The organism is Clostridium bornimense, from assembly GCF_000577895.1.
Lineage (GTDB): Bacteria > Bacillota > Clostridia > Clostridiales > Clostridiaceae > Clostridium_AN > Clostridium_AN bornimense.
Genome location: NZ_HG917868.1, coordinates 963085 through 977183, shown reverse-complemented (window position 1 = coordinate 977183; position 14099 = coordinate 963085). Strand labels below are relative to the sequence as shown.

The 14099-nt window shown below is 28.9% G+C and carries 9 protein-coding genes; 1 reads left to right on the top strand and 8 read right to left on the bottom strand.

The window, feature by feature from the left end; translation table 11 throughout:
• Positions 1-26 precede the first annotated feature (26 nt).
• The gene (locus tag CM240_RS04310; RefSeq protein ID WP_044036821.1) at positions 27-1457 is read left to right on the top strand and encodes a flotillin family protein; all 1431 of its coding nucleotides are present in this window, start codon (positions 27-29) and stop codon (positions 1455-1457) included.
• Between the two features lie 179 nt (positions 1458-1636).
• Here CM240_RS04310 and CM240_RS04305 read toward each other — a convergent pair whose 3' ends face one another.
• The 8 genes from CM240_RS04305 to CM240_RS04270 all read right to left on the bottom strand — a co-directional run bounded on the left by CM240_RS04305 (position 1637) and on the right by CM240_RS04270 (position 13845).
• Entirely contained in the window at positions 1637-5128 is a 3492-nt protein-coding gene (locus CM240_RS04305) for an SbcC/MukB-like Walker B domain-containing protein (protein ID WP_044036819.1), read from the bottom strand.
• Entirely contained in the window at positions 5115-6338 is a 1224-nt protein-coding gene (locus tag CM240_RS04300) for an exonuclease SbcCD subunit D (protein ID WP_044036817.1), read from the bottom strand. The genes CM240_RS04305 and CM240_RS04300 overlap by 14 nt, the downstream gene beginning before the upstream one ends.
• A gap of 486 nt (positions 6339-6824) precedes the next feature.
• Complete coding sequence (locus CM240_RS04295) at positions 6825-7361, bottom strand: hypothetical protein (RefSeq protein ID WP_044036816.1); 537 nt, start codon at positions 7359-7361, stop codon at positions 6825-6827.
• 53 nt (positions 7362-7414) lie between these two features.
• Positions 7415-8434, bottom strand: a complete 1020-nt coding sequence (locus CM240_RS04290; protein ID WP_051483682.1) for a J domain-containing protein — start codon at positions 8432-8434, stop codon at positions 7415-7417.
• Positions 8435-8456: 22 nt separating this feature from the next.
• Entirely contained in the window at positions 8457-9611 is a 1155-nt protein-coding gene (locus tag CM240_RS04285) for a tetratricopeptide repeat protein (protein ID WP_044036814.1), read from the bottom strand.
• A 30-nt stretch (positions 9612-9641) separates the two neighbouring features.
• A complete protein-coding gene (locus CM240_RS04280; RefSeq protein ID WP_044036812.1) occupies positions 9642-11351 on the bottom strand; it encodes an Hsp70 family protein in 1710 nt (569 codons plus the stop codon).
• 26 nt (positions 11352-11377) lie between these two features.
• Positions 11378-11956, bottom strand: coding sequence for a nucleotide exchange factor GrpE (locus CM240_RS04275; protein WP_051483681.1), 579 nt, complete (start codon positions 11954-11956; stop codon positions 11378-11380).
• A 206-nt stretch (positions 11957-12162) separates the two neighbouring features.
• Positions 12163-13845, bottom strand: a complete 1683-nt coding sequence (locus tag CM240_RS04270; protein WP_044036810.1) for an Hsp70 family protein — start codon at positions 13843-13845, stop codon at positions 12163-12165.
• Positions 13846-14099: the final 254 nt, after the last annotated feature.

Below are 14099 nucleotides of genomic sequence, written 5' to 3'. Positions count from 1 at the left end.
TTAATATATTACAGGAGGTTAGTGTAATGGAAATTCCAACTGGCGCTATTATAACTGCTATATGTATTTTAGTCGTAATAGCCATAATCCTAATAACTTGGAAAAAAGCTCCGGCTGATAAAGCCATAGTAGTTACTGGTCTAAAGAAAAGAGTCATTAGCGGAGGTGGAGGTCTTGTTATCCCTTTCTTTGAACAAACTGATAGAATATCTTTAGAAAATATGAAAGTAGAAGTTAGAACCCATGAATCACTAGATAGTAATGGTGTTCCTATTGACACTGATGGCGTAGCTATCATAAAAATAATCTCTTCTTCAACTGGAATTCTTCTTGCTATGGAACAATTTAATACCGGCAAGGAAAGAGAAACTATAGAAGTTATTAAAAGTACCGTTCAAGATGTTCTTGAAGGTAAACTTCGTGAAATTGTCTCAAAAATGTCAATTGAAGAGATTTATAAAGACAGGGAAATGTTTGCTAACGAAGTTGAAAATGTTGCTAAAAACGATTTGGAAAAAATGGGACTTGAGATAAAAACTTTCACAATAAGAGATATAGACGATACTAAAGGTTACTTAACAGCATTAGGTGCTAAACAAATAGCTGAAGTTAAAAAGAATGCTGCCATTGCAGAAGCTGAAGCACAAAGAGAAGAAAAACAAAAAACAGCTGAAGCTAAGAGACTAGGAACAGAAGCAGAAATCAAAGCCGATACTGAAATAGCTAAAGCCATCAAGGAAAAAGAACTTAGGGTACAAGCTTATAAAGAAGAAGAACAAAGAGCAAAAGCAAAAGCTGATTTTTCATATGAAGTAGAACAAAATATCGTTAAAAAGCAAGTAATCGAAGCTGCAAAAAATGCAGAACTTTTTGAAGAGCAAAGACAAACAGAAATAGCAGAGCAACAAGCTAGAAAAAAGGCTATGGAACTTGATGCTACTATTAAAAAAGTAGCTGAAGCTGATAAATATAGCGAAGAGCAAAAAGCTGAGGCTGAAAGATATAAGTTAATAAAACAAGCTGAAGCCGAAGCTGAAGCAATAAAAATTAAAGGTATGGCAGAAGCTGATGCCATAAGACTTAAAGGTGAAGCTAATGCCGATGCTATGAAGGCAGAAGCAGAAGCTATGAAAGAAAAAGCAGAAGCTTACAAACTATATGGTGATGCCGCTATTATTCAAATGTTAGCCGATAAACTTCCAGAAATAGCAAGATATATAGCTGAGCCTCTTTCTAGAACTGATAAAATGGTTGTTATTGATAATGGTGGACAAGGTGGTGCTTCAAAAATCACTAAAAATGTTACTAACGTAATGGCAGAATTGCCAGATGTTATTAACTCATTAACAGGTATCAATATTGTAGACTTAATTAAAGATATGTCTAAAAAAGAAAAGATTAACAAAATGGCAATAACAAAAGACGATACACCTGAAATCAAGGAAATCAAAGAATAATTTTAATTCTGTAATAGATTGCTGCATTGCGGCAATCTATTTTTTACTATCACCACCACTACTTATCTAGAACAGATGCTAATATGCATTTTACACAACTTAAAATACCACCATTTTAATAAAAAAATCATATAAGATCTATTATTCCAATAGATTTATATGATTTTTTATTTTACAAACTAATTTGTGACAATTTCAACTTTACTACCACCGCGGCCTGCTTCTGCTGGTGTTATTACTAGTTGCATTGGCACTCTGTTTTTTATTGCCTCAACATGGCTAATTATACCTATTTTTAGTTTGTCATTATGAATCTTTTCAAGGGAACTCATTACCACATCTAATAGATTATCATCTAATGTTCCAAACCCTTCATCTAAAAAGAACAACTCTAAAGGCGCTGTGCCTTTTAATTGAATTTGTGCTGATAAAGCTAATGCTAATGCTAATGATGCTAAGAAGGTTTCTCCCCCTGAAAGAGTAGTTGCATCTCTTTCTGCTCCACCATTTTTGTAGTCTCTTATAATAAACTTTCCGTTTTCATCTACTTCAAGACCATAGTTACCATTAGTTATTTCCTTTAGCCTCTTTGATGCTTCCATCGAGATATATTTAAGCTGATGAGCTGCTACAAACTCAACAAATTTCTTTCCTTTAAATAATTTTTCTAAATCACTAAGCAATGCAAGTTTATGATCTAATTTTTCTTTCTTGCCAAGTAATCCTTCCATTTCCTTTAACTTTGTATTAATTATCTTTATTTCCTCATCAATTCTTACCTTGTCTTCACTTACTACCTTATATTGCTCTTCTAAAGAAGTTTTTGAATTCTTTATTTCTTCCCACTTTTCTTCTTCTAAAGATCTATCCCCTATTTTTTCATTAATACTTTCAATAGCTCCCTTTATTTTTAAAAGCGAATCATTATATTCTTCTATTTCTTTTTTTAGATTTTCTATTTTTACATTAGATACTTCATAACTTCTTACCTCATCAACAGAGGCAAACTTTTCTTCTCTTAGCTTTTCATTTATTGTTTCTTCTTCTGAACCTTTTCTATGTAAAAGCTGCTCTTTCTTACCTAATATAGAACTATAACTTTCATTAGCAGTAGTGTACTCCTTATCTTTAAGAAGTTTTTCATTTTCAAGATTTTTATATGTCTCTTCTATAACTTTTACTTTACCTTCTATAGTGACTAATAATTCATCTATATCTTCTACGTCTCCCACCTTGCTCTTTATAGACTCTATTTTCTCTTTACTGTTATCTTCTAAAGACTGAATATTACTTCTCTTTTCAATAAATTCTGCTCTCAAATCATCAATACTCTTCGTTATTTCATCTTTATCCTTGCTTAGTTTATCCTTATCACTTCTATATTTTTTTACTTCTCCTAAAAGTTTTTCTCTTTTTTCTTCTATAGCTTTTATTTCTTCCCATTTACTTTTGAAATCTTCAATATTTGTATCTTTAACTAATGAATTTAAAGATTTCTCTACTTCACTAAAATCTTCTTTTGTAATATTATTTTCTTTATCTAGTTCAATAAATTGTTTATTTAAGTTTTCTATTTCAACAGCAAAATTACTTATCTTTTTTTCTAAGTTTGATTTTTCCTCTTTGCTTATGTTTACTTCTTTTTCTAATTGCTCTTTTCTCTTAATATGATTTTCAATGTCATTTTTTAATTTTTCTAGATTCTCTTCCATTTCCTTGGGAGATATATTTTTAAATTCTGTTCCTAATTCTAATAACAATTTATTATTTTCATGTAGTTTTTCTTCCTCATTTGTAATATTCGCCTTAACTATAGTAATTTTCTCATTATAATCCTTTAATAAAGCTTCCTTATCCTTTATATTATCTTCAAGTTCTTTAATACCTTCTATCTTAACAACTTTTATATTTTCTTTAAAATGATCCTTAGAACCACAAACAGGACATATTTCTCCATCCTTTAATTGTTCCCTCAAATTATGAGCTAACATCTCTTTTCCCATAATATCAAGATTATCTTTCATAGACGCTAAAGCCTCTTCTTCTTTACTTATAATTTCACTATATTCATCTAAAGATCTTCTTAATGTAGAAACCTTCGCTGTTCCCTCTTCTATCTCCTTTGAAATTTTATTAAAACTACTCCATTTTTCCTTATTCTCTGAAAGTACCTTCTGCATATGCAAAAGATCATCTTGAGTCCCCGGTACAGATTTCAAAAGAGTTTCTAGAATTTCTATTTTATCTTCTAATGATTTTGTTATAACTTCTAATTCCTTAGATACATTTTCTTTTAAAGTAGTATTTTCCTCTATAGCCTGTGATATATTTTTTATTTTTAAATTATTCTTATCAATAGTTTCCTTAAATGTATCGAACCTCTCTCTTTGTATAATTCCTTTTTGAATTTTTTCCTTTAATTCATCCTCAATTTTAAAAACTACAATAGATTCATCAGCTTCTCTTTCTTTCTTTTCTAATGTTTCTAACTCCTCTGTAAGTTTATTAAAAACAACTTTCTTTTTCTTTCCTTTTTCACTTATTTCATTAAGGTTAATTTTTAATTCACTAATTCTCTTTAGTATATTATCCAAAGATTTCTTATCTTCTAAAGCATCAGATGCCTTTTGTTTTCTTATCAATAATTCTGGCTTCTTATTATCATTGTCAGCTTTAGCTATAATCCACTTTTCTTCTACCGCTTCTCTTTCTTTTGTTATTTTTTCAATAATATTCTTAGTTTCAACTAACTGTAACTGACACTGTTCTATTTCCTTCAAAGTGTTATCATATGATTTTATATAAGGTAATACTCTTAATGCCGCTTCCCCTAACTTTACAATCTCTTTAGATTTTTCTACATTATCTTTTTCATGCATAAGTAATATTTCTTTTTCCTTATACCCTGCTAAATCTAATTGCAAGTTCCATAACTCTTCATTTTCCTTATAAATAACCTCTATCTTTGATAAGTTTTCTTTTGCATCCTTCAATTTATTATTAATATCTATTAAGGCTTCTTCTTTACTTTGTAATAAATCCTTGCTTATATCTTCATAACCCTTAAGCTCTCCTAATAGAACACTATTATTTTCTTTTTCCTTTGCAATCTCCCTTGATAGCTTAAAAGCTAAATTGTCACCATATTGTTGAAGATTAAATAATCTTTCTAACATATCTCTTCTATTTTTACCTTCTAATTTTAAGAATTCACTGAACTTTCCTTGTGGCAATACTACAGTTCTTGTAAAATCCTCAATTCCCAGGCCTATTATAGATTTTATTTTTTCATCTATTAACTTTTTCTTATCAGCTAATATTTCTTCATTACCATCAGTTATATCAATAAGTTTACATTTCCCAGAATTTATAGCTCCATCTTTTTTCCTTTTAAATTCTCTGGAAACGACATACCTTCTCGTATCGGCTCCTGAAATTTGAAATGTGAATTCTACGCTAGTGCTATCACAATTTGTATTTATATAATTTGAACTTTTTCTTGAAACTTCTCCATATAAAGCTAAAGTTATCCCATCAAGAATAGTAGATTTACCACTACCAGTAGGTCCAAAGATACCAAACAATCCTCTTTTAGTCAGCTTATCAAAATCTATTGTTTGCTTTTCGATAAAACTATTTAACCCTTTAATTTCAAGTTTAATTGGTCTCATCCGCTTCATCCTCCTCCGATATTATTGATAATAGTGTACCTACTACCTCATCACTAGGTTCAACTTCCCTCTCTTTAAAATAAAAATCTCTAAATATCTCCTCAAAAGATTTCTCCTTAAAATTTTCAACATCATCCTCTTCACCATCAATAGACGATATCTTTGGCATTATCTCTAAAATATCGCTTTTGATGTCTTTCATCATCTTTATTTCATCTTCTCTAATATATCTGTCAGTAGCTATTTCTAAATAAACCCAACATTCTCTATCTTTATTCTCTTCACATTTATTAATTGCTTCCTCTACACCATTACATTTCCATACTTCTATAGGTTTATAAACTTTAAGTTCTATATCAGTAATATCACATGGTTCTCCTACCTTAGCATCGATAACAAAACATTTTTTAGTGAAATTAATTTCCTTCTTATTATAATGAATCGGTGATCCGGAATATCTAGCTCTTCTTTCTGTTCCTGGTACTATTTGTGGCTTGTGAACATGTCCTAAAGCAATATATTGTGCCTCCTTAGGAAAACAACTACCATCAACAATATAGCTGCCACCTAATTGTATACTTCTTTCAGATCCACCTTCTTCACTACCCATTGCAAAAAGATGTGTTGTTACAAGATTTATTGTATCTTTTCTATAATGTTTCTTTAATCCATCAAATAAAGAGAAAATTCTCTCACTATAAGACTTCATTTTTTCTTCTTCGTCATCCATAGTACTATATAAAACTTCATTTAATCTCTTTTCGCTTGGATAAGGTACTGTAAGTATCACTGCATTTTCTCCATTAATACTTATTTCAATAAACCCTTCTCCAGAATCAACAACTTCATTTTTTCCATATATACCAATAGGTACAACAGATTTAGGAGTTCCAACCATAACAATACCATGTTCTCTAGCTAAAGGTCCTGCTGCAACCAATCTATCTGGATTATCATGATTACCTGAAATAACTAAAGTCATTCTTTCTCCACCTAATGATAATTTTTTTAATGTGTCATAAAACATTTTTTCAGCTCTTGCCGGTGGATTACTGCTATCATAAATATCTCCAGCAATTATTACTAAATCTATATTATTATCTTTTACTATATCTATAAAATCTTCTAAAAATCTTTCTTGTTCATCCATTCTACTTTGACCTTCAAGGTTTTTTCCTAGATGCCAATCTCCTGTATGTAAGATCCTCATATATTTATCCCCCTTATAGGAAAATTTCATTACTTTAAGTATAGACTAAAATAAATTTTCTTAAAAGTTTATAATAAGCAAAAAATCTATAAAGATAGCATTTTGCTACTTTATAGACTTTAATATAATTATCAATAAAAAAGTGGAAGTAACTTTTACCCCTGTTACTTCCATCCCTTAACCCTATATATTATTCAAACTCAGTAAATGTCCCTTTTTCCCCGACTTATTTATTCCCTATACCCCTTATACCTAGCAATTTGTCGAATTGTTTATAGGAATCTACTCAATCACCTTTCCCCAAAGATGATATCTATTACTAATTTGAAGCTACTTCAAATAGATCATGACTCTTCAAACTTCTCTTTTCAGATATATAATACCATAACTTTTGTGAAAATTTTGTCGTAACTTGTCATGAGATAAATATTTTTTAAATTATTTTAAATTTCTTATTAAAAATATTTACCAGTAATTATTATGCAATTAACAACATTGATGTACTAAAGGTGCCTTAAAAGATCTGTCTAATCTTTCAATAACGTATTCATAAAGTTCTCTATTCTCTATCGGTGATTTAAATGTAAAAGTATTTATAGACCCTTTTCCAACTACCGAATACTTATGATATATATATTTCTCATCATGCCATGTTAAGTTATACGCATAATCATTGCACCATGTAATATGATTATCTCTTGGTACATATAACATATCATGCTTATAAAGACTTTCAGCACTACTTCCTTCTGTATTATTACTTCCCCATGCTATAAGCTCTACTGTATTATCTATATTACTAAAATAAATCCCATCATTATTTGTTGGCTCTTCTTGCGGAATTAACTCAGAAGGATATTCTATTGAAAACCCATATCTTCCATTAACATAAGTATTATATTTTTTATATTTTTCTATCATATCTACATCTATATTTTCATATCCCTTAACTATCTTTGTATTAAGAGATATCAACATAAATATAGATACTATAATTAAAAATTTTCTGTTATTTCTCACCATACCTTCTTACCCCTAACTCGACGTAATATAAATATAGTGTTCTCAATTTTTAATTAATTATAACCAACAATAAAAATTATTAATGCAAATATTATAATTAATCCAATAATAGATGATATGATAATTGGAATCCAGCCAACTTTTGATATTTTTGAAGATTTAATTGCTTTCTTCTTATTAGCCTGATTCTTATTCTTAGACTTATTATATATATCTTTAATTTTAGAATCATTAGGATTTAACCATAAGGTTCTTTTAGCTATAATCTCCACTAATTCATATTCTTTATCATCATATAATTTATATATTATTTCTCCTAACTTAGTAGACATATAATCTCTGCTCTTTTTATCATTAGATATATTTCTCTCAATCATATCCATAGTATTCTTTATTTCATCTTTATTTTTATCTGTCACGTATATTCTTACAAGTTCTATGTAATATGGTAATATATCAAATTGGCTACTTTTATTTCTTATTATAGATTTCTTAAGAAAAGATGATGCCCTATTATACATTTTATTATCTTTATAAAATCCTATTATCTCAAATACCCTATTATCATTTAGAGGATCAATTTCATAAGCTTTAAGAAAATGTTCTTCTGCCTTATCATATTGAGATGTATTTTTATAGGCTTCTCCTAAATTCTCTTGAAATTCTGCGTTCTTCGGTTCTAATTGTACAAGCTCTTGAAATTGTAATAGAGCCTTTTCATACTGTCCATCGTAAAGAAATGCTACCCCTAAATAATTTTTAGCAGATATTAATTTAGGTTCTATAGCTAATATCTTACTAAATTCGTTAATAGCTTTTTTAAAATTTTGATTTTCTAAAGCTTTCATTCCAGCTTCATTATATCTTTTTATCTCCTTACCATGTTTTAAAAACGCATCATATTCTTTCCTAGCAACTGGATTAGTCAATGTTTCATAAGCTTTTCTTATCTCCTTAAACTCTTCGGGAGCTTTTTCCGGTGGATAATTTCTTACCATATTAACATATGCTTTTTTTATTTCCATATCTCCTGCTTCAGGGCTGACTTTAAGAATGCCATATAAATCTCTCATATTTTTCTCCTCTCTTGTAGAATTAATTATTTAATATTTCTGAAACTCTGCTATTCACAAAAATACTATTTGGTGCCTCATTTATTAGTTTAGCAAACATTTCTTTACTCTCATCAATTTTCCCTTCATTATAAAGCATTAATCCACAGTTATATAATGAATCGTCATAATAATTTTTATTTGGGAACTTATCTATATAATTTTTATACCAATTATATGCACCTTCGTAATCTCCTGTTTTTTCTAGAGAAACAGCTAAATAATACGTACCCTCTGCAACATATATTTCTTCTTTTCCCTTACTGCATAAATAATTTAACTTCTCAATAGCCTCACTATAATTTTCTTCTTTAAATTTATCTATAGCTATATTAAATACCTCTGCCTCATTATCAATAGTTTCTGTAGATTCAACATTTTCTTTTTTCTCACTACTAATATTACTTATATCAAGAGCAAGTTTATCATATGCTGACTTACTTTCTTCCAATTGTTTTTCAAGTACAGCAGTTCTATTTTTATAAGAATCTAATTGATTTATTGTAGTATTATAGCTTCTATAATTTTTACCAGCTATTAAAGTCATAGCTATAATAGCTAGTCCCATAGTTGCATATAACATAATACTTTTTTTATTAAAAATAGCATTTTGTTTTTTATTATTCTTAAACTTTAAAAGATACGATAAGTATTTATTATTTCCTATATCCTTATTTATTCCTTCTTCTATATATCTTTTTGCACAAGAATAGTCATTAATATTATAATAAGATAATCCAAGTATTATATATGGTTCAATCCATTCTTCATTTTTTTTATTAATATCTTTTATTATTTTTATAGACTCTTCATAGTTTCCCTTATTATAATTGCTTATGCCTTTATTATATATTTCTAATATTTCTTTAAATTCTTTTCCTTCTAATATATCTAGATAATGCTGAGCTCTATTATTGTCTGGCCTATACTCTAAACTTTTATGCCAATAAAAGCATGCCCCTGCAAAATCACAAAGTTTATACTTACACAATCCCATAAGATTAAGAGTATCAACATCTCTACAATAATATTTAAGAGCTTTTTCTAGATTTTTAATAGCAGTTGAAATCTTATTATCCTGAACAAGTTTCAATGAGTCATTATAATATTTATTTGAAAGTTCTATTAAACTACTCATACATCTCTCCTAAAAACTAAGTTTATTACTCTATACAATATTAAAAAGTAAATCTGTCAATTCATTATCATATTTTTGTATCAATGATTCATTATCTGATATAATAGCTCTTTTAATATTATCTAAAATCACTTTTACTTTTAGCTTTAATTCGCCATTTAGTGAATCTAACTTCTTTTCACCAAGTTCTATGACATCTCTACCTTTATAAGCTAGTCTACATGTTGACCATTTTTCTAATTCTTCTTCAGATAACTGCTCTTCTCTAACTAATTTTGTTGTATCAATAATTCCTTCTATGCACTTGCCATTACTTAATACTTTCGCAGTTATCTTTAATATTCCATTAAGATCATAAGTAAATGATACTTCTATCTCTTCTTCTCCTGCTGGTCTTGGCGGTATTCCATCTAAAACAAATTCACCGATACTTATATTTTCATCAGCCTTCTTTTCATCACCTTGATAAACATCTATAGTCATTCGTGTCTGATTTTTTTCTACAGTAAAATAATTTTTCTTAACAGTACATGGAATCTTACTATCTCTCATAATTATTGGATCATATATTCCTTCTAGTACTCTATCTTCACCATTTATAACAATACTTGTACCAAGTGTATATCTACAAGCATCAGTTATAACAACACTTTTCTTAGAACTTATTTCATCATTTTTTATTCCTGCCTGAATAGCTGCACCTAAAGCTATCGCTTCATCTGGATTTACTTCATCTCTTATTTTGTCTCCAAATTTTGATACAAGTAATTTTCTAACACAAGGAATTTTACTTGACCCTCCTACAGCTATAACCGTACTTATATCTTCTGGTTTAAAACCTGCAGCATGCATAGCATCATCAATTTCTCTCTCTGTGCTTTTTACCAAGTCACAAATAAGCTTTTCAAACATTTCTCTAGTAAGTCTCATTTTAATCGCTAAAGGCTTATTATCTTTATCTACTGTTATAAATGGAACTTCTATATTTGTATTCTTCATTGTTGTCAGTTCTATCTTAGCCTTCTCAGCTGCATCCTTTACTCTTGCCATAGCTTTTTTATTTTCTCTTAAATTTATCCCATGACGATCTTTAAATTTTTTAACTACATATTCGATGATTCTATCATCAAAATCTTTTCCACCTAATTTATTATTTCCTCTACTTGCTTTTATATCTAATATTCCATCAAATAATTCTAAAACAGTAACATCAAAAGTTCCGCCACCTAAATCATAGACTAATACATTTTCTTCGGTATTTAGATTATTAATACCATAAGCTAATGCCGCCGCTGTAGGTTCATTTATTATTCTTTCAATTTTTAATCCTGCTTTTCTTCCTGCAGACTTAGTAGCTTGACGTTGAAGATCTGTAAAGTTTGATGGTACAGTGATTACTGCCTCTGTTACTTCTTCTCCTAAATAATCTTCAGCTGATTTTTTTAAGTCTTTCAAAATCATAGCTGATATCTCTTGTGGTAATAAATTCTTTCCACCTAAAGAAACTCTTTGATTTGTTCCCATAAGTCTTTTAACTTCCATTACTGTTCTATCTGGTTTTAATATAGCTTGGCCTTTCGCCTTTTCTCCGACGATTAACTCATTATCATCTGTAAGTCCAACTACAGATGGAGTAATTCTAGAACCAAATCTATTCACTATTATCTCTGGCTTACCATTCTTTATATAAGCAATTTCAGAGGTTGTTGTCCCTAAATCTATTCCTATTACTCTCCCCATTTTCTACTCCTTATAACTAAAATCATCTATTTTACAGCAATTACTGATGCTGCTCTCTTTACTTTTCCGTCCATTAAATACCCTTTTTTAATAACATCTACAATTTCATATTTAGTCTTTGTATCATCTTCTACTGCGTCAACACATTGATGAAGATCCTGGTTATATATTTCACCAACAGTAGGAATTTCCTCTATACCTACTTCTCTTAACTCTTTTCTTATTAGCTTTTTCATAGTCTTAATATTATTCATAAGCGCTTCATCTTTTGCAGTATTAGCAAAATTATCTATATAGTCAATTTGATCTAAAATTTTAATTACCTTTTTAACTAACTTATCTTCTCTTTCAGCGTAGCCTCTAATAGTAGATTCTAATTCTCTAATTTTCTTATTTTTTTCATCTAATTCTGTTTTTATTGTATCCATAATTAGAGTATTCTTCTTATTAGCTTTTTCAATATTTTTCATTTTTTCTTCCATATCAACAAAAGGTCCATATAAATCATCTAATTTTTTATCTTCCATAGTCAATTTCTTTATTGGAAATAATTCTAACTCTTCTCCTATATGAATATTGATATCATCTTTTTCATTAGTAGCCATAGCATCCACTCCCAACTTTTTTTGTATGTATATGTAAATACACCTGTTTTATCTATATTACAACAAATTATAGCATATTTATTTATATTTTTCCAGTATTTATATAAAATTGTAATAGATTTTTATAGAAAAATGTAGAAAAAAATAAAAACAACAGCTAATTAACGCTGTTGTTTTTATTTTAAATATCAATTAAATTAAATTTATTAACAAATTTCAAAAAGAAGGTCTGTCAGTTCTTCATCGTATTTATCAACTAAAAATTCATCATCATCGATAATTGCTCTCTTTAATGATTCTATTACTTTAACTACTTTTATTTTATTATCACTATCTAAATGATGAATCTTTTTTTCTGCCATTTCTATTATAGTTTTAGACTTACTACTAAGCCTTGAAGAACTCCACTTTCCTAGATCTTCACTATATTCTATAGGCTTAGCATTAACTCCCATTGTATCAATAATACCCACTATAGATTCTCCACTGCTTATAATTTCTGCAGTGACTTCTAAAATTCCATCAATATTATATGTAAATGCTACTTCTACTTCTTCTTCTCCAGCTGGAGCTTCTGGAATACCTTCTATCTTAAATTCTCCAATTTTAGTATTCTCACTTTTTAAATTTCCATCACCTTGATATACTTCAATTACCATAGACTTTTGATTATCAATAGAAGTATTATATATTTTATTTTCTGTACAAGGTAACTTACTATCTTTCATTATAATATGATCAACTGTCTCTTTTCCTACACTTGTACCTAACGTATACATACATATATCCATAATCTTTACTGAACTTAAATTTGGATCGTTTTTATGTATGGCACCTTGGATAGCTGCCCCCATAGCTACCGCTTCATCGACATTTATACCGCCTTTTAACTTATTTCCAAACTTATTTTTTAGTAATTCTCTTACACAAGGTATTCTTGTAGATCCACCTACTGCTATAACTGTATCAATATCTTCTTCACTATATCCTGCAACTTCAAGAGCTTTATCTACTTCTGCTTCTGTAACATCTATTAAATCTTTTATCAATTCTTCAAACTCTTCACGAGATATTTTTAAATTAATTTCCAGTGGATTATTTTTATCATCTGTTGCTATAAATGGTATTTCTATTTCTGTAAAACTCATATCAGACAAATCCATTTTCGCTCGTTCAGCTTCTTCTTTTATTCTAGCCATAGCTATACGATTTTTACTTAAATCAATACCATTATCGTCATGGAATCTTTTTAAAATATAATTTACAAGTCTTTCATCAAAATCCTTGCCACCTAATTTATTATTTCCTCTACTTGTCTTAATATCTAAATTTCCATTTAATAAATTAAGTATAGTTATATCAAAAGTCCCTCCGCCTAAGTCATATACTATAATTTTTTCTTCTTTATCTAGATTATCAACACTATATGCAATAGCAGCAGCTGTCGGTTCATTGATAATCCTTTCTATTTTTAGCCCCGCTAATTCTCCTGCAATCTTTGTAGCTTGACGTTGTAAATCATTAAAGTTTGCAGGTACTGTTATAACAGCCTCTTTTACATCTTCTCCGATGTAATTTTCAGCATATCTCTTTAGTTCTTTCAAAATCATCGCTGATATTTCTTCTGGTGTTACTACACTGTCTCCTAGGGTAACCATTTTATCAGTACCCATAATCCTTTTTACTTCCATTACGGTTCTATCCGGCTTCAAGGCTGCCTGACCTTTAGCTGTATTACCGATTATAATTTCATTTTCATCAGTTAGTCCTACTACTGATGGAGTTATTCTGCCTCCTAACTCATTAATTATTACTTCTGGTTTTCCATCTTTAACATAAGCGATTTCAGAGGTAGTAGTTCCTAAATCAATCCCTATTATTGTACCCATTAAATTTCCCCCTAATTTAATCCTTTATATAATACATTTTAATAGTTTTATTTTTTAGTACAATAACTTCGACAATAATAGATTAAATCAAAATTTTCTTACATCATTTTTCTATCTTTTTTTGAATTCTATACTATTTTTCTACCTATAATTTATAAAATAATAAAAATATTAATATTGAAAAAAAGCACTTTTACTAGGTTATAATAATATGCAAAATCATTTGGCAGTATTTTTTTTGTCTTTTCAACAAT